Consider the following 16,089-nt stretch of genomic DNA (forward strand, 5'->3'; position numbering starts at 1 on the left):
CATGCGCAACCTGATCGCACTCGCGCTGTTCGCCGCCGCGCCGGCCCTGGCCGTGTCGCAGGACCGCGTGCCGAACAAGACGCCCGGCTCCGGCGAGAAGGTGGTGGTGCCGTTCGAGCTGCTCGACAGCCGGCACATGGCCGTGATGGTGAAGCTCAACGGCAAGGGGCCGTACAGGCTGATCTTCGACACCGGCGCCCCGATGAACCTCATCAACAACCGCATCGCCAAGGAGTCCGGCGTCCTCGACCCGAAAAACAAGCAGGGGCCGGTCGGCCTGTTCGGCACGATGGGGCAGAAGAAGGTGGCGCTGCTCGAAGTCGGCCCGGCGAAGCTGGAGAACGCCACGGCGGTGGTGATGGACCACCCCACGGTGGCGGCCATCTCCGAGGCGCTGGGGCCGATCGACGGCATCGTCGGGTTCCCATTCTTCGCCCGGTACAAGGCGACGATCGACTACCAGAAGCGCGAGATGACGCTGGTGCCGAACGGCTACGTGCCGACGGACGCGATGGAGGCGCTGATGGGGAAGATGATGGCGGCCCAGAGCGGCGACAAGGGGCCGCGGATCGTCGGCCCGGCGGCGCTGTTCGGGTTCGCGGTGGACAAGCCGAAGGGCGACGACGCGGCCGGCGTGGCGGTGACCGACGTGCTGAAGGACGGCGCCGCCGGCAAGGCGGGGCTGAAGGCCGGCGACCGGCTGCTGACGCTCGACGCCCGGTGGACGGACACGATCGGCGACACGTACCTGGCGGCGAGCCTGGTGCGCGCCGGCCGCGACGTGGTGCTGGTGGTGGAGCGCGGCGGCAAGGAGGTGCGGCTGACCGTGCGCCCGGTCCGCGGGGTGTGAGCAGGCAACCTGAATCTCCCTAGCGCCGAACTGCCCATACCTTTTGGTAACGAGAAGGCTCCCGCGCCCGGTTCAGGTTGGAAAGACGCAGTGAAGTAGTGCGAACCGGGTTGCAGGGCGCTCGGTTAGGTGATGAGTTGAGGTGAATCACGCCACACTCAGAAAATCGTGCACATGACCCAAGACATCCTTAAGAAGGCGCTTCGTAACGCGCTCCACGCAGGCACTGTGGCTAAGGGCTCGATTCACGAGCGGAAGCCACCGAAAAACGGGAGGTTTTTGGGTGAGCCTCCGAAAGACCTCGATGTAGAGGTGTTCGGTCGTTTTAGGGCGGCTTGCCTGAACCTTGTCCGGTTGCTTGGCCCTATCGGCCAGACTTGGGCGGAGGACTTCGCTTCCGACGAGGCGACACCAAATCGTGCCCTGCTCATGCTCGGGTCTGTCTTGGCGATCCAAGAAGCCGCGAACGACAACCTCCTCGCTCGTGTCGAAGATTTGGTGCGGGCTGAGGCGTTCGATGACTTACTCGGTCAAGCCGACTACTTGCTCAGGGAAGGGTTTTCGCTTGCGGCTGGAGCGCTTGGCCGTGCTGTTTTGGAGCAGCATTTGCGACGGTGGTGCGAGGCCAAGTGTTTGGTCGAAGCGAAGGCCGGAAAGAAGCCCGCTATGCTCGGTGACTACAACCAATGGCTCTACAAGGGCAGTGAGTTGAGTGTAATGCAGATGAAACACGTCGAGGCGATGGCGGCTGTCGGCAATACCGCTGCCCACAACAAGCCCGGGCTCAAACTGGACGAGGTCTCGTGGCTGCTGAGAGAGGTTCGCGAGTTCCTCGGTAAGAACCCTATCACCTGACGCGCCACTCGTTGCTGCAAAGGCCGCGCGGGACAGACATTGAGGATCAGAAATGCGTGCCGAGGGGCTGACGCCCCCCGGCTCGCCTGCCGATTCAACTACGCCGCCCGGCGGTCCGGGAACGGCAGGATCGTCGGCGGTGGCTCGTCCGACTCCTCGCCGCCCCACGGCAGCTGGCTGTCCGGCGGCTCCGGCAGGTCGGCCTTGATCAGCACCGCCGCCAGCCGCTCGAACTCGTCCCGCAGTGTCGTCCCCTCCGACGGCACCACCCGCGCCTCGTCGGCCACCGGCAGTTCGTCGTCGACCAGTTCGCCGCCGTGCTCGCGCTCCAGCAGCGCGTGCAACCGGCGGGCGTACTCGGCGTCGCGGGCCTCGCGCTCGGCGTGCCAGCGGCGCTCGGTCGCCACCAGCTTCGACTGCCACGCTTCGAGCCGCAGCCGCAGCTGCCACAGGTCGTACCCTTCCTCCCGCCGCCGCGCGTCGGACCGCACCAGCCACTCGTCGCGGGCCGCGCTTTCGGCTTCCTTCTGCCGCAGGGCGCGGGTCAGGTCTTCCAGGTCGGCCAGCGCCCGCCGCTCCGCCTCCTGCCACCCGCCGCGGGCCTGCGCCAGCAGCACGAACTGCTCGGCCAGCACGCGCCGCTGGTCCTCGGCGTCCACCGCCTCGCGGTCGAGCCGCGCCCGCAGTTCGGTCAGCGCGGCCCGCTCCGCTCCCAGCCTCAGGGCCTCGGCGTCGAGCGCCGCGGAGAAGTCGGCGAGGTCTTGGTCGGCGGACCGTGACAGGGCGAACTTCACCGTTCCGGGCGGGTCGGGGTTCACCTTCGGCGCCGCGGCCAGCAACTCGGCGTGGAGCTTGTCGCGCCTCGCCTCCAATTCTGCGACCACGGCGCGGGCGTTCTCGGCACGGGCGGCGAGCCCGGCGGCCTCGCCCCGCACCGCAGCGGCCTGCGCCGCGAGTTCGTTCCTGCCGCGGGCCAGTTCCTTTTCGCGCGCCGCCAGCTCGGCCTCGCGCTGCGCCACCGCGGCTTCCTGCCGGCCGACGGTCGCCTGCATCTCGGTCCACTCGGCGTGGAGCCGCTGGCGCTGGGCGTCGAGCGCGTCCCACTCCTGGCGGAGGCGCTGCGATTCTTCCGTGGCGCGGCCGGCGTAATCCGAGCGTGCCTGCTGGAAGCGCATCGCCTCGGCGGTGAGCTGGCCGCGGGCCTCGTCGAGTTCGGCCCGGCGGGCGAGGAGATCGGCGCGCACCGCGGACCACTTCTCGCGGACGCGGCGGGCGAAGCGGACGGCCAGCTTGCGGGCGCGGGCGCGGTCCTTCGCCGCGGCCTCGCGGAGGAAGTGGGCGTCGCGGAGGAGGTCGGCGGGGTCGGGTTCGTGGGCCAACGCGGAACCCCCTGCAAGCGGAACAACCCGCAGGGTTTATCGGCACGCGGGGCCGGGGAACTTGAGCCGGCGAGACGGGGTGTAGCCGGAGGCACAACGGAGCCGGCCCCGTCAGGGGTCGGAGTGCGCGTGACACTCCGACCCCTGACGGGGCCGGCTCAGAGGTCGATCTGCCGCTCACCCGCTGTACTTCTTCACCAGCTTCTCCAGCTCCACCTTCGGCAGCACGCCGATCTCCTGGTGGACGGGCGTGTCGCTCCCCTTGAAGAACAGCACGCGCGGGATGGTCATCACGTCGTACTTCACCGCGATGGCGCTGTTCTCGTCCACGTTCAGCTTGCCGACGGTGACCTGGCCGGCGTATTGGTCGGCCAGCTGGTCGATGACCGGCGACAGCTGCCGGCACGGGCCGCACCACGGCGCCCAGAAGTCGGCGACCACCAGCTTGCCGCTGGTCACGTGCTCGTTCCAGTTGTCAGTCGTGAACTCGACCACGTTCGGGCTGGCCATGTCGTCTCCCGGGTAGGCGCGGCCACCGGCCGCGGTTGGACTTTTATTCTACTTGCGATCGGATACCGCACCAGTGGCGTGCTCTTACGCCAGCGGCAGGCCGATTCGCTTCTCGGCCGGCGGGGCGAAGTCGAGCGGCGCCGGGTACGCCGGGGCGTCCTCGCCGTCGGCCGCGGCGCGGGCGGCGTCCGGGGTGAACGCTACCACCGCCCCGACGCCCTCGCCGGTCTGCACGCGGCCGTACAGCGTGAACGCGCTGGCGTCGTCCACGCGCACCCGCACCGTGTTGCCCACCAATCGCGTCGGGCCGTCGAAGACGACGATGTGGTCGGCCATCGACCGGCCCGTCAGTTGGAGCACCTCGCCCCCCGCATCGGTTCGCGCCGACCGCTTACTCGGCCCTTCCACCAGCACCTCGACGGTGGTGCCGATCTGCGCCCGGTGGTCGGCGAGGCTGTTCGCATTCTGCACCATCAGCAGGTCGTTGTTGCGGCGCTTCTTCACGTCCTCGGGCACGTCGTCCGGGTAGCGCTCGGCGGCCTTCGTCCCCGGCCGCTCGCTGTACTTGAAGATGAAGCTGTTTTTGAACCGCGCCTCGCGCACCAGCTCCATCGACTTCGCAAAGCTCGCCTCCGTCTCGCCGCAGAAGCCGACGATAAAGTCCGAGCTGACCGACACGCCGGGCACCAACTCGCGGCAGCGGGCGAGCATGTCACGGTACTCGCCGGCGGTGTAGAGCCGCTTCATCCGCTTCAGCACGTCGTCGCACCCACTCTGCGCCGGCACGTGGAGGTACTTCACGACCGTCGGCAGGTCGCGCACGGCCGTCAGCAGGTCGTCGGTCATGTCCTTCGGGAAGTTGGTGACGAACCGCACCCGCTCCAGGCCCGGCACGGCGTCGAGCTTCGCCAGCACGTCCGACAGGCGGGTGCGGCGGCCGTCGCCGTGGTCGAATTCGTAGCTGTTGACAGTCTGGCCGATGAGGGTGATTTCCTTGCACCCCTGCCCGGCGAGTTGCTTCGCCTCGGCGAGGATGTGGTCCGGGGGCCGGCTCTGCTCGGGGCCGCGGGTGCTCGGCACGACGCAGTACGTGCAGAACTTGTCGCACCCGAACTGGACGCGGACGAACGCCTGGAACGGCGTCGGCCGGGCGGCCGAGTCGCGGGCCGGGTCGAAGCTGACGAAGCTGGCCTCGACCGCGTGCTTCCCGGCGTCGGCCCGCCCGAGGCTGAGCGCGAACTGCGGCTGCCCCGTGGCGCGAACCGCCTCGACGAGCTCCGGCACCCGCGCCAGCTGCCCCGTGCCGACGACCAGGTCGACGAACGGCGCCCGCTTGCGGATGAGGTCCTGGTCCTTCTGCGCCATGCACCCGAGGACGCCGACGACGGTGCCGGGCCGGGCCTTCTTCAGCGGCGCGACGCGGCCGAGGGCGGAGTACACCTTGTCCTCGGCGTGCTCGCGGACGGAGCAGGTGTTGAACAGGAGGAGGTCGGCGTCGGCGGGCTGGTCGGCGATGCGGTAGCCGGCCTTGTGGAGGGCGGCGACGACGAGCTCGCTGTCGAGCACGTTCATCTGGCAGCCGACGGTCTCGATGTACACGGTCCGGGGCATGATCGGGGGGTCCGTTGTAAAGACGGGGCCGACGCGGGGAAGCCGTTATTGTAGCGGCTACGACCGCGGGTGGGGTGCGACGCGCGGCACGCGCAGCCGCGCCCAGTAGCCGCCGTCGGACGGGCGGCCGGGTACGGAGTGGTGCTCCGCCTCCAGCGTCAGCCCGCGGAGCGCTCGGACCACGACGGCCACCACGCCCTCGTTCTCGTCCGGCTCGATGCTGCACGTCGAGTACACCACCACGCCGCCCGGCTTCACCCGCTCCACCGCCTGGATCAGCAGCTTCGTCTGCAGCCGGATCAGGTGCTCGAACTCGGTCGGCTTCAGCCGCCACCGCACCTCGGGGCGGCGGCCCAGCACGCCGGTGTTGCTGCACGGCACGTCCACCAGCGCCGCGTCGAACGGCCCCGCGGGCGGGTCGCCTCCCTCCTTCAACTGCACCGTCTCGACGCCCTTGATGCCGAGCCGCTGACACAGCGCGGTCACCGTTTCGAGGCGGCGGGCGTCCGGGTCGCAGGCGACGATCTTCGCGCGGTTGTCGGCCAGCTCGGCGAGGTGCGTCGTCTTCCCGCCGGGGGCGGCGCACAGGTCGAGGATGCGGTTCCCCGGCTGCGGGTTCAGCGCCGACGCCACCAGCATCGACGAGTGGTCCTGCACCGCGAAGTCGCCGGCGGCGTAGCCGGGCAGGTCGCGCACCGGGTGGTGCTCGGCGAACCGCAGCGACTGCGGGTGCGACCCGGGCTCGGCGTCGATCATCGCGGCGGCGAGTTGCAGGCGGTAGCTCTCGCGGTCGGTGCGGAGCTTGTTCGTGCGCACCCACAGCGGCGGCGCGGCGTTGAACCAGAACCCGAGCCGGGCCGCCTCCCAGTCGCCGTACCGGGCGTGCCACCGCGTCGCCAGCCACTTCGGCCACGAGAACCCGGCCGCGAGATACCCCACCGGGTCGGCAACGGGGTCGGGCAGCATCGGCACGGCCAGCACGCGGAAGCGTGGCTCCGCGCCCGCGTCGAACGGCAGCGCCGCGGGGCCGGGCGTCTCGGTGAAGGCGTCGGTGATCAGGTCGGCGACGCGGCGCAGCACGCCGTTGACGAACCCGGTCGCCTGCGGCAGCCCGACGTGGGCGGCGAGCGACACCGTCTCGTTCACCGCAGCGTGTTTGGGGACGTGCGTGAGGAACGCGAGCTGGAACGCGCCGAGGTGGAGCACGTCCCACAGACGGTCGTCCACGGTGCTCGGCGCGCGGTTCACGAACGGGCGGACGAGGGCGTCGAGCGTGGCCCGGCGGCGGACGACGCCGAACACCAGCTGTGTGACGAACCGCCGGTCCTGCGGCGACAGCGGGGCGCGGGCGAGTTGGTCGTCGATCAGGTCGGCGACGAACCCGTCGCGGCTGACGGAGCGGTGAAGGATGTCGGCCGCGGCCTGTCGGGCAGTCAAGACAGCACCTCCGGCCCGAACCGCATCCCGGGCACGATCGGGTGGCCGCGGAGGAACTCGGCCGCGGTCATCCGCTTCTTCCCGGCGGGCTGGAGTTCCAGAACGGGCAGCACGAACAGGTCATCGGGGTTGCCACACTTCACACCCAGCCCGCCGCCCACGAAATCGATTGCCGCTCCGATCTCTGCCACCCGTTCGGGTGGAACCGAGCAGCCCTCCCCTATTCGACTCACGATCACCCGCATCGGCTCCTTGCCGGGGCGATGGAGGAACGTGTACGCCGTCGGCCACGGCTGCATCGCCCGGACGTGCCGCTCGACCTCCGCGGCGGGCTTCGACCAGTCGATCAGGCCGAACTCCTTCTTGATCTTCGGCGCCTTCGTGACCAGCGCGGCGTCCTGCTTCGCCCCCTCGACGGGGCCGCCGGCGCGGTACTTCCGCACCGCCTCCACCGCCAGCCGCGCCCCCAGCCCCGCGAGGCGCGCTTCGAGCGTGCCGGTAGTGTCGTCGGGAAAGATGTCGGTCGCCTCCTGAAGGATCATGTCGCCACTGTCGAGCCCGGGGGTGACCTTGATGATCGTCACGCCCGTCCGCGCCTCGCCGCTCAGGATGGCATACGCAACCGGGGCCGCGCCGCGGAATTTGGGCAGCAGCGAGGCGTGGACGTTGATGATGCCGACGGTCGGCGTTGCGATCACGTCCTTCGACAGGATTTGCCCGTAGGCGGCGACGACGACCAGCTCGGGCCGTAGGTCGCGGTACGCCGCCAGCCCCTCCGGCGTGTTGATGCTCTCCGGCTGCACGACCGGCAACCCGGCCGCGGCGGCGATGGCGGCCATCCCCTTCCCCGTCTGGCGGGTGCTGCCGCGCTTGTTGCCGCCGTCGCGCTCCGGCTGCGTGACGAGGCCGACCACCTCGCCCGGGAACGCCGCGAGCAGCGCCTCGAACGTCGGCTCGGCGAACGTGCCGGTGCCCATCATCAGGAGACGCATACGACTCTGGGGTGGTGCGGATCGGGTCGATGGACTTCAGGCCGAAGGCCTGGGAGCCCTCAGCCCAGGGCAACGCCCTGGGTTCGGGGTGTCGTTGAGTTTGCAGGCTGAAGGCCTGCGAGCCGGCTCGCAGGCCTTCAGCCTGCGGGGTGGTTCGCGCCGCCGACCCAGGGCGGCGGTGCTGCGCACCTTGCCCTGGGCTGAGGGCTGTCAGGCCTTCGGCCTGATTACCACCAACCGCGGTCGTCACAGCTTCGGCGCCAGGTCCGCCGGCAGCTCGCCCTTCTTCTTGTCCTTCTCGAAGTCGGCGAGGAACTTCTCGATGTCGCGCTTGCTGCCGAGCTTCCCGAGCGGGCCCATCTTGTCGATGAACAGCTCGCCCTTCAGGTGGTCGATCTCGTGCTGCCACACCCGGGCCGGCAGGTCGCTGCACGTCATCTCGTACAGCTCGCCCTTCAGGTTGTACGCCTGCACCTTCACGCTCTTGGCCCGCCGCACGTTCTGGTACAACCCGGGGAAGCTCAGGCACCCCTCGCGGTCGTTCAGGGTGCCCTTGCTCTCCACGATCACCGGGTTGATGGCGACGAACTCGGCCTCCTTCACGGCCGGGTCGCCCTCGAAGTTCATGACGATGAGCTGGAAGTCGAGTGTGACCTGCGGGGCGGCGAGGCCGAGGCCGGCGGCGGTGTACATCAGGTCGAGCATGGCGCCGGCGGCGAGCTGCACGTCCTTGTCGATGGCGGTCACCGGCCGGGCGACCGCCCGGAGCGCGGGGTGCGGGTACTTGACGATCTTCATGGGTGCGGCGGTTCGGGGCGGGGCGGGCGGAGCTTGAATTATAGCAACTCCGCCCGCCGAACCACCCGTTAGGCCGGGGCGCCAGCCCCGTCGGGCGTCAGGAACCCGACGGGGCTGGCGCCCCGGCCTAACGCCCGCAGTCGGGCGTCAGGAACCCGCCGGGGCCGGTCCCCCGGTCAGCGCCCACAGTCCCGCGTCAGCACGAACTTGCCGTGATCGCCCCTGGCCGTGAAGTCGGCGTCGAACGTGGTCGCGGTGGCGGTCGCGCTCATCGAGAAGGTGCCCAGCACCGGCCCGAGAGTCTTGCTCGCCGACAGCAGCGCCACCCCGTCGCCGCCGCCGACCACGGTGAGCGGCGTGCTGTAGCGGAACGGGATGACCTTCGCGAATCGACCGGCGAACCGGACCTGGTAGCAGTTCGGCCCGACCCGCGTGAACGTGGCCCGGAGCGGCCCGCGGTGGCCGTTCTTGCCGCTCTCCCAGTAGCCGGACCAGTCGCCCGACAGGTCGGGGGCTGCGGCGGCGACCACGACCGGCGGTGCGTCGTCCGCACCCAGGGGGGCGACACTCGCGGCAAGAAGGGCAGCAACGATCAGGGTGCGGAGCATGTCGGGAACCCGGGTGCGGAGCAGGATGTATCGCTGCCATCGGCCGGCGGACCGCGGAACTTGAACCTATTCCGTGGCACCGATGTTGCTCATGTCTCGCTCATGCGACGGGGATTGCTCGTCGCCCCACGTGGAGGAGCGATCATGGGCTTGCTGAAGTGGGCGTTGATCTTCCTGGTCCTGGCCGGCCTGTCGGCCCTGTTCGGCTTCGGCGGCATGGCCGAGGGCTTCGCCGACGTCGCCAAGGTGCTGTTCGGCATCTTCCTCCTGCTGGTCGTGGTGTTCGCCGTGCTGGGGGTCACGGCGTACAAGGCGGTGACGTAGCGGCCCTCGACCGCGCGACGAGCCGACCGCCGTGAGGCGGCGGGTGATGTGTGCATCACCCGCCGCCTCACGGCGGTCGGCTCGTCTGCGTGCGGTTGCGTGCGGGCGACTCGTCGGCTACGCTTCTGACATGAGTTCGCCCACCCGCCAGGTCGATCCGGCCGACCTGCGGCTGCCGCCGACTCGGGCGGGTGGGGCCGACCCACTCAAGCTTCACCAGCAGATTCGGAAGTACGGAGCGGCCACCGACGGGATGCCACCGCTGTTCGTCTACGAAGACCCGGACGGCCTGCTGGAGATCATCGACGGCGTGACCCGCGCGACCCGCGCCGCCAAGCTGGCCCCGGGCACGCCCGTTCCCGTTGTGGTGATCGGCCGCTACCGCCGGAGCCGGGCCGGCTCACCGACCGTGAGGGACCGCCTGTGACCGACCCCCGTGCCGACCTGCTCACCGCCCTCCACGCCCTCGCCGACGAGGTGCCGGACATGCGCGTCGGCCAGCTCGTCGCGGCGCTCGGCGAACTCGCCGCCGACGAGTGCGGCAGGACGTTGTGGGACGCCGACGACACCGAACTGCTGGCCGCCGCCCGCCGCTTCCGCCACGACCTGGAAGCTCGCGGCGTGACGCCAACCCCCACGGTCTGACACCTCACCCGCCCTGGTGCCCGCATGTCCCGTGCGCTCCTCCTTGCCCTCCTCGGCACGGCCGCGGCCGCCGTCGCCGCCGACCCGCCGCCGGCGCAGCTCGACCTGTTCGAGTCGCGCACCGGCGGGTACGCGCTCTACCGCATCCCCGGCGTCGTCGTCACCGCGAAGGGGAGCGTCCTCGTGTACTGCGAGGCCCGCAAGTCGGAGCGCGGCGACTGGGGGCACATCGACCTGCTCGTGCGGCGCTCCGCCGACCGCGGTAAGACGTTCGACCCGCCGGCGCCGTTGCCGACCGCCCCCGGCCCGCACCGCCGCAACCCGCTCGCCGAGAAGCAGAAGCTCGGGAAGGAAGGCGAGGTGACGTACAACAACCCCGTCATGATCGCCGACCGCGACGGCAGCGTTCACCTGCTGTTCTGCGTCGAGTACATGCGATGCTTCTACAGCCGCAGCACCGACGACGGCCGTACCTGGGCCGCCCCGCGCGAGATCACCTCGGCCTTCGACGCCTTCCGCCCCGAGTACGCCTGGCAGGTACTCGCCACCGGCCCCGGCCACGGCATCCAGCTCAAGAGCGGCCGGCTCGTCGTCCCCGTGTGGCTGTCGCTCGGCACCGGCGGCCACGCCCACCGGCCGTCCGTGACCACAACCGTCGTCAGCGACGACGGCGGCGCCACCTGGACGCGCGGCGACATCGCCGTCCCCAACACGGCGGAGTGGGTGAACCCGAACGAGGCGACGGTGGCCGAGATGCCCGACGGCCGCGTGATGCTGAACGCCCGCACCGAGTCGAAGGCGAACCGCCGCGTCGTGACCGTCAGCCCCGACGGGGCGACGAAGTGGAGCCCCCCGGCGTTCGACGCGGCGCTGCCGGAGCCGATCTGCTTCGGCAGCCTGCTGAGCCTCCCCGGCCCGCGGCCGCTGCTGGTGTTCAGCAACCCCGACACGCTGGAGAAGACCGGCGGCAAGGCCGTACCCGGGCAGGGGCGCGACCGCAAGAACGTGAGCCTGCGCGTGAGTGCCGACGCCGGCAAGACGTGGGGCAAGGCAAAGGTCGTGGAGCCGGGTTGGAGCGCCTACTCGGACCTGGCGCCGGCCCCCGACGGCGGGGCGTATCTCTTCTACGAACGTGCCCGAACTGAAGGGGCGACCGAGCTTCGCTACGGCCGGCTGACGCTGGCCCACCTCCCCGCCGCGTGGCTACGGCCGGACTGAACGGCAGCGTAACCCGTGTCCGAGTTGGGCGCTGCGGCGGAAACAGGATCAAAACCTGGATCGAACCGACTTTTTTATGAGTCGGTGACATGTTTCCGGGAATCGACCCCCCTCGGCCGGAAACAAGTATCCCGGCTTGAGGGTGGGCCGTCAGTACCCTTCGTCGGGCGGGAACAGCGACCGCAACAGCCGGGCGGACAGGTCGAACGCCGGGGTGAACGCCAGCTCAACGGCCGCAACCTGACTGACGCGCACCTCCATCGCCGTGACGCGACCGAGCGGCAGACCGTCGAGGAACCCGCGGACGGGCCGCTTGCCGGGGTCGCCGGTGCTGGTCATCTTCACGACGGTGTCGTCGGGCAGGGCCAGCGGCTTCCAGAACCGCGGGTGGAAGACGTTCGACCCGGCCAGGGTGAGCACGGGCGAACTGAGCGGCACCGGCGTGCCGCCCATGGCGCGGGCGTAGGCGCTGGACCCGGACGGCGTCGCCATCAGCAGGCCATCGCACACCACTTTCTTGAGCCGCGTCTCGCCGTCCACGTCGACGCGGAGCCACGCCCCCTGGCCGCTGTCGCGCTCGACCCAGGCGTCGTTGAAGCCCAGCCCGCGGCCCTCCACGCCGTCGTCGGTCACGTAATCGACGCGGAGCATCGGCATGCGGTGGAGGACGAACTCGGCGCCGTGGAGGTCAGCGGAGACGATCTCGTTCATGAGGTGGCCGAGGTGGCCGGCGTTGAGCCCGAGGAACGGCCGCCGCAGCCGCCAGTGCTGCCGGATGGCGTGGAGCATCGTGCCGTCGCCGCCGACGACCAGGATGAGGTTCGGGTCCGGGTCTTCGAGGTGGCGGAAGGCGGCGGCGCGGTCCTGGGCCTCCTTCTGCGGGCCGCAGACGATCAGGAGCCGCGGGCGGTCGAAGCGGGTGCGCACCTCGCCGCGCGGGATGGCGCTGGTGAACAGCCCGTGCCGGCGGATGTACTCGGCGACGGAGGGGCAGACGAACCCCTCGATGGCGTCGGCCCCGCCGTTGAACACCATCGCCCGCACATCTGCGGTGGGCATGTGGCCGTCGATTTCGAGCAACTGATGGTGCGGCGGCAGGTCGGCGGCGGCGGGCGGCGAGCCCGGCGGGTGGTACACGACGAACCGCGACTGCTGCCACATCCGCGCGCCGTCCTCCCAGCGCGTCTGCACCACCGACGTACCCTCGGCCCCGCCGGCGACGAACTCGTCGGACACGACGTGCCACACCTCGCCGCGGGCGGCGTACTTCCGCTCCAGCGCGGCGTGCGGGGTGAACCGCTGGTCGTCGAGGTCGTCCAGGTCGATGGTGACGCCGGGGGCGTCGGCGAACGCCAGGTCGGTCATCACGGCGCGGTGGATGGACGCCGCGTGTTCGGCCTCGGGCCGGTCGGGGCGTGGGAAGTCCGGGCGGAGCACCACCTCGGCGAAGCCGCCGGCGCGGAGGCGGTCGGCGCCGTCGCGGTGAAAGCGGGTGGGCGGGTCGAAGTAGCCGGCGTACAGGGCGATGCGGCGGGCCGAGAGGACCGCGGGAACTGGTACGGCGTCGGGCGGCGGTTCGACCTGGGCCGCGGCGGCGAGTTCGTCGGCGTCCCACCCGCGGGCGGCGCAGAGTGCCCGCGCGGCGGCGAGGACGGCGCCGACGGCGGCGGGGTCGTCGGGGTCGGCGGCGGCGCGGCGGGCGGCGGTGGCGAGGTCGGTCATTCGGCCAGTGTACCCGTTCAGCGCGCCGGGGCGAACGCAGCCGTCACTTGCAAGCCCACGAACCGAGCCGCGACCGGCGCGCTCCCGGCGTCGAGCCGGGCCGTGACCTCGACCACGCGGCGGTCGGCGTCCTCGCGCGGGCCGAGCGGGAAGACCTGGTTGCGGGCGATCATGCGGGCCACGTCCGACTCCGACTTCAGCACGCCCTTCAGCGGCCTCGGCAGCGCCGGGTGTGTGATCTCGACCGGGACCGGCCCGGCCTTCACCCACTCGCTCAGGCGGTCCACGTCGGACTCGTACACTTCTGCGACCACGACCATGTCGCCGAGCGCCGCCATCTGCAACACCGGCTCGCCGGCCCCGGTCGGCTGGCCGGCCCGCCCTGCGACGCGGAGCACCACGCCATCGACCGGAGCCGTCAGCGTCGCCAGTTCGAGTGCCTTGCGGGCGACGGTCAGCTTCTCCTCGCCGGACTTCACCGGGGCGCGGGCCTCCGCTTCGGCCAGTTCCGCCTCCGCGGCCTTGACCCGCGCTTCGGCGGCGGTGCGGCTGCCGGCGTAGGTCGCCGCCGCCTTCTCCCGCGCCGCCGTCGTCGCGGTCAGCTCGGCGTCGGCCTGGTCGATCAGCAGCCGAACCTTGTCGAGGTCCTCGTCGGCGATGCGGGCGCCGGCGGCGCGGGCGTCGGCGATACGGGCCAGTTGCCGGGCGGCGGCGTCGCGCTGCTTGACCACCAGACTGGCTTTCGCGTCCAGCGCTGCCAGGTCGGCCTTCTCGCCGGCCTGCGCGGAAGCGATCTCCGCCTTCGCGGCAGCGATCTTCTTCGCCCCCGCCTCCGTCGCCGCGGCGACGGCCGCCTTCGCCTCGGCCAGCTGCACCTCGGCCACCTTCACTTCGGCGGCCCGGATGTCGCGACTGGCCAGCACCGCGATCGCGTCGCCGGCCTTCAACTTGTCGCCGGGGGCGAGCGGCCTCATCTCGGAGAGGCGGTCGCCCGGCGGGCCGTATACGGGAACCACGCCGCCCGCCGGCTGGATGCGGCCCAGCGCCGCGACGCGGGTCGGCGCCGGGCCGTCGGTGCGCCCGGAGTGGGGCTGTACGACGGGGGCTGGGAGGAAAAGGTAGTAGACGACGGCGCCACCCGCCGCGAAGGCGACCAGGACCACCAGCAGGGTCACCCACGCGCGGGCATCGCGGCGGACCACACCTCGCCCTCCCGTGCTACACGGCCCCGTAGGACACCACGCCGCCGGCGAACAGCGCCCACCACGCCACCTTGCACAGCACGTGCAGCCCCTGGTCGATGTGGATGCTGTACAGCTTCTCACACTTCCCCAGGTCGATGAACCAGTGGAGGATCGTCTCGGCGAACCCGAACATGACGGCGACTTCGTACTGGGCGCCGGACCACCGGACGATCACACCAACGGCTGCCCCGTGCAGCAAGGCGTGCGCCGACAGCCAGTAGTACCAGGGAACGGCTTGCTGGAGCGGGTTGGTCGTCCGCCGACACTTGCACGCCGCCATCGCGTCGTTCTGAAGCGAGTAATCCATCAGGGCGTGGCCGGCGAGCAGGAAGAACAGCATGTCGCCTCCCCGGCGGGTGTCTCACGATCTTACCCCCCGCCGGACGGTCCGGGGAGATTCTCCCGCCCGGTTGATGCCCCCGATTCCCCCCGCATCGCCCCCCCAATCCCACCTCCCGGCCCGCCCCCCGGATTCGTGCCAGGCTCCCCCCCGGGGGGTCGCGGCACGCATTGAGTCAATGACACGAATTAGTGTTGGAGCGACGCGCCGCCGGGCGTCCGCTATGATGGCGCCCGCTCCCCCGGAGGCCGCCATGACCCGCCGTTCCCTCGCGCTGCTCGCCGTCCCGCTGCTCCTCGCCGCCGACTGGCCCACCTTCCTCGGCCCCACGCAGGACGGCGTCAGCCCCGAAACCGGCATCATCCGCCCGTGGCCCAAGGACGGCTTGAAGAAGCTGTGGGAGTGCCCCCTCGGCGTCGGCTACGCCCCGCCCGTCGTCGCCGGCGGCAAACTCTACCACTTCGACCGCCACGCCGACGCCTGCCGGCTCACCTGCCGCGAGGCCACCACCGGCAAACAGCTGTGGAGCTACGAGTACCCCACCGCCTACGAGGACTTCTACGGCTACGACCCCGGCCCCCGCGCCTGCCCGGTCGTGGACGGCGACCGCGTCTACGTCCTCGGCCCGGAGGGCATCCTGGCGTGCGTCTCGGCCGCCGACGGCAAGGAGCGCTGGAAGCTGGACACCCGCGCGAAGTACCGCTTCCACCAGAACTTCTTCGGGGTGGGGAGCGTTCCCGTGGTCGAAGGGGACACCCTCATCGTCGCCGTCGGCGGCAGCCCGAAGGGGCCGCGGCCGGTGGACCTGCGCGACGCCACGCCCGACGGCTCCGCGGTGGTCGGCCTCGACAAGCTCAGCGGCGCCGAGCGGTACCGGGCCGGCGACGAGCTGGCGAGCTACAGCAGCCCGGTCGTGCGCACGATCGACGGCAAGCGAACGGGCCTCTACTTCGCCCGCGGCGGGCTGTTCGCCTTCGACCCGCAGACGGGGGCGAAGCGCTTCACGTTCCGCTGGCGGGCGAAGAGCGAGGAGAGCGTGAACGCCGCGAACCCGCTCGTGGTCGGCGACCGCATCCTGCTGACGGAGTGCTACGGCCCCGGGGCGGCGCTCCTGGAGGCAAAGAACGGCGGCGTGAAGGCCGTTTGGACCGACGACGACAAGGACCGATTTGAGAAGTCGCTGCTGTCGCACTGGAGTACCCCGATTCACGCCGGCGGCTTCGTGTACGGCAGCAGCGGCCGGCACGACAACGACGCCGACGTGCGCTGCGTCGAGCTGGCGACGGGCGACGTGAAGTGGACACTGCGGCGGGCGTCGCGCTGCACGTTCACGGCGGTGGACGGGCACCTGGTGGGGCTCGGCGAGTTCGGCGAGCTGTTCCTCTTCAGGCCGAACCCGGCCCGGTACGAGGAGGTGAGCCGCTACCGGCTCCAAGAGCTGAGCTACCCGTGCTGGGCGCCGCCGGTGGTGAGTGACGGGCGGATGTACGTACGCGGCAAGGAAAAACTGGTTTGCCTGGAGTTGGTCGGCAAGAAGTGACGCCGGTTGCGGCACA

At 70.9% G+C, this 16,089-nt stretch carries 17 protein-coding genes; 7 read left to right on the plus strand and 10 right to left on the minus strand.

Going from position 1 to position 16,089, the window contains the following annotated elements:
• The first annotated feature begins 1 nt into the window (after window position 1).
• Both ETAA1_RS22060 and ETAA1_RS22065 read left to right on the plus strand, forming a co-directional pair.
• Window positions 2-850: an aspartyl protease family protein gene (locus tag ETAA1_RS22060; protein ID WP_145242328.1), complete on the plus strand. Its 849-nt coding sequence runs from the start codon at window positions 2-4 to the stop codon at window positions 848-850.
• 174 nt (window positions 851-1,024) lie between these two features.
• Complete coding sequence (locus tag ETAA1_RS22065) at window positions 1,025-1,705, plus strand: hypothetical protein (RefSeq protein ID WP_145242330.1); 681 nt, start codon at window positions 1,025-1,027, stop codon at window positions 1,703-1,705.
• Window positions 1,706-1,803: 98 nt separating this feature from the next.
• On the opposite strand, the gene ETAA1_RS22070 is transcribed toward ETAA1_RS22065, so the two are convergent.
• The 7 genes from ETAA1_RS22070 to ETAA1_RS22100 form a co-directional block, all read right to left on the minus strand.
• Window positions 1,804-3,084, minus strand: a complete 1,281-nt coding sequence (locus ETAA1_RS22070; protein WP_145242332.1) for a coiled-coil domain-containing protein — start codon at window positions 3,082-3,084, stop codon at window positions 1,804-1,806.
• Between the two features lie 177 nt (window positions 3,085-3,261).
• Complete coding sequence (gene trxA / locus ETAA1_RS22075) at window positions 3,262-3,594, minus strand: thioredoxin (RefSeq protein WP_145242334.1); 333 nt, start codon at window positions 3,592-3,594, stop codon at window positions 3,262-3,264.
• 84 nt (window positions 3,595-3,678) lie between these two features.
• Entirely contained in the window at window positions 3,679-5,205 is a 1,527-nt protein-coding gene (gene miaB / locus ETAA1_RS22080; RefSeq protein WP_145242336.1) for a tRNA (N6-isopentenyl adenosine(37)-C2)-methylthiotransferase MiaB, read from the minus strand.
• 57 nt (window positions 5,206-5,262) lie between these two features.
• A complete protein-coding gene (gene rsmB / locus ETAA1_RS22085) occupies window positions 5,263-6,642 on the minus strand; it encodes a 16S rRNA (cytosine(967)-C(5))-methyltransferase RsmB (protein WP_145242338.1) in 1,380 nt (459 codons plus the stop codon).
• Window positions 6,639-7,634 (minus strand): methionyl-tRNA formyltransferase, encoded by a 996-nt coding sequence (fmt, locus tag ETAA1_RS22090; RefSeq protein WP_145242339.1) that lies wholly within the window; start codon window positions 7,632-7,634, stop codon window positions 6,639-6,641. The genes rsmB and fmt overlap by 4 nt, the downstream gene beginning before the upstream one ends.
• Window positions 7,635-7,880: 246 nt before the next feature.
• Entirely contained in the window at window positions 7,881-8,432 is a 552-nt protein-coding gene (gene def / locus ETAA1_RS22095) for a peptide deformylase (protein WP_145242341.1), read from the minus strand.
• Between the two features lie 176 nt (window positions 8,433-8,608).
• Window positions 8,609-9,040 (minus strand): hypothetical protein, encoded by a 432-nt coding sequence (locus ETAA1_RS22100; protein ID WP_145242343.1) that lies wholly within the window; start codon window positions 9,038-9,040, stop codon window positions 8,609-8,611.
• Window positions 9,041-9,184: 144 nt separating this feature from the next.
• Between ETAA1_RS22100 and ETAA1_RS22105 the strand changes: the two genes are divergently transcribed.
• The 4 genes from ETAA1_RS22105 (at window position 9,185) to ETAA1_RS22120 (ending at window position 11,227) form a co-directional block, all read left to right on the plus strand.
• Window positions 9,185-9,364, plus strand: coding sequence for a DUF1328 domain-containing protein (locus tag ETAA1_RS22105; RefSeq protein ID WP_238389272.1), 180 nt, complete (start codon window positions 9,185-9,187; stop codon window positions 9,362-9,364).
• Window positions 9,365-9,494: 130 nt separating this feature from the next.
• Window positions 9,495-9,791, plus strand: coding sequence for a ParB N-terminal domain-containing protein (locus tag ETAA1_RS22110; RefSeq protein WP_145242345.1), 297 nt, complete (start codon window positions 9,495-9,497; stop codon window positions 9,789-9,791).
• Window positions 9,788-10,009, plus strand: a complete 222-nt coding sequence (locus ETAA1_RS22115; protein ID WP_145242347.1) for a hypothetical protein — start codon at window positions 9,788-9,790, stop codon at window positions 10,007-10,009. The genes ETAA1_RS22110 and ETAA1_RS22115 overlap by 4 nt, the downstream gene beginning before the upstream one ends.
• A 24-nt stretch (window positions 10,010-10,033) precedes the next feature.
• Window positions 10,034-11,227, plus strand: a complete 1,194-nt coding sequence (locus ETAA1_RS22120) for a sialidase family protein (RefSeq protein WP_145242349.1) — start codon at window positions 10,034-10,036, stop codon at window positions 11,225-11,227.
• Window positions 11,228-11,377: 150 nt separating this feature from the next.
• Here the strand turns inward: ETAA1_RS22120 and ETAA1_RS22125 are convergent, their stop codons facing one another.
• From ETAA1_RS22125 to ETAA1_RS22135, 3 genes are read right to left on the minus strand one after another with little or no spacing between them, the layout of a single operon-like run.
• On the minus strand, window positions 11,378-12,949 hold the full coding sequence (locus ETAA1_RS22125) for an NAD(+)/NADH kinase (RefSeq protein WP_145242351.1): 1,572 nt from the start codon (window positions 12,947-12,949) through the stop codon (window positions 11,378-11,380).
• Window positions 12,950-12,966: 17 nt separating this feature from the next.
• Window positions 12,967-14,151 carry an HlyD family efflux transporter periplasmic adaptor subunit gene (locus tag ETAA1_RS22130; protein ID WP_202920325.1) on the minus strand — a complete coding sequence of 395 codons (1,185 nt, stop codon included), beginning with the start codon at window positions 14,149-14,151 and terminating at the stop codon, window positions 12,967-12,969.
• A gap of 16 nt (window positions 14,152-14,167) precedes the next feature.
• Window positions 14,168-14,533, minus strand: a complete 366-nt coding sequence (locus ETAA1_RS22135; RefSeq protein ID WP_145242355.1) for a DUF3307 domain-containing protein — start codon at window positions 14,531-14,533, stop codon at window positions 14,168-14,170.
• Window positions 14,534-14,786: 253 nt separating this feature from the next.
• Here ETAA1_RS22135 and ETAA1_RS22140 point away from each other — a divergent pair, with 253 nt between their 5' ends.
• A complete protein-coding gene (locus tag ETAA1_RS22140) occupies window positions 14,787-16,073 on the plus strand; it encodes a PQQ-binding-like beta-propeller repeat protein (protein ID WP_145242357.1) in 1,287 nt (428 codons plus the stop codon).
• The last annotated feature ends 16 nt before the right edge of the window (window positions 16,074-16,089 follow it).

It is taken from the genome of Urbifossiella limnaea (assembly GCF_007747215.1).
Classification (GTDB): domain Bacteria; phylum Planctomycetota; class Planctomycetia; order Gemmatales; family Gemmataceae; genus Urbifossiella; species Urbifossiella limnaea.

Excerpts from the sequence above, each read along its gene's own strand:
- ETAA1_RS22060 (WP_145242328.1), top strand. The coding sequence starts at position 2 with ATGCGCAACCTGATCGCACTCGCGCTGTTCGCCGCCGCGCCGGCCCTG.
- ETAA1_RS22065 (WP_145242330.1), top strand. The coding sequence starts at position 1,025 with ATGACCCAAGACATCCTTAAGAAGGCGCTTCGTAACGCGCTCCACGCA.
- trxA (WP_145242334.1), bottom strand. The coding sequence starts at position 3,594 with ATGGCCAGCCCGAACGTGGTCGAGTTCACGACTGACAACTGGAACGAG.
- miaB (WP_145242336.1), bottom strand. The coding sequence starts at position 5,205 with ATGCCCCGGACCGTGTACATCGAGACCGTCGGCTGCCAGATGAACGTG.
- fmt (WP_145242339.1), bottom strand. The coding sequence starts at position 7,634 with ATGCGTCTCCTGATGATGGGCACCGGCACGTTCGCCGAGCCGACGTTC.
- def (WP_145242341.1), bottom strand. The coding sequence starts at position 8,432 with ATGAAGATCGTCAAGTACCCGCACCCCGCGCTCCGGGCGGTCGCCCGG.
- ETAA1_RS22100 (WP_145242343.1), bottom strand. The coding sequence starts at position 9,040 with ATGCTCCGCACCCTGATCGTTGCTGCCCTTCTTGCCGCGAGTGTCGCC.
- ETAA1_RS22105 (WP_238389272.1), top strand. The coding sequence starts at position 9,185 with ATGGGCTTGCTGAAGTGGGCGTTGATCTTCCTGGTCCTGGCCGGCCTG.
- ETAA1_RS22110 (WP_145242345.1), top strand. The coding sequence starts at position 9,495 with ATGAGTTCGCCCACCCGCCAGGTCGATCCGGCCGACCTGCGGCTGCCG.
- ETAA1_RS22120 (WP_145242349.1), top strand. The coding sequence starts at position 10,034 with ATGTCCCGTGCGCTCCTCCTTGCCCTCCTCGGCACGGCCGCGGCCGCC.
- ETAA1_RS22125 (WP_145242351.1), bottom strand. The coding sequence starts at position 12,949 with ATGACCGACCTCGCCACCGCCGCCCGCCGCGCCGCCGCCGACCCCGAC.
- ETAA1_RS22135 (WP_145242355.1), bottom strand. The coding sequence starts at position 14,533 with ATGCTGTTCTTCCTGCTCGCCGGCCACGCCCTGATGGATTACTCGCTT.
- ETAA1_RS22140 (WP_145242357.1), top strand. The coding sequence starts at position 14,787 with ATGACCCGCCGTTCCCTCGCGCTGCTCGCCGTCCCGCTGCTCCTCGCC.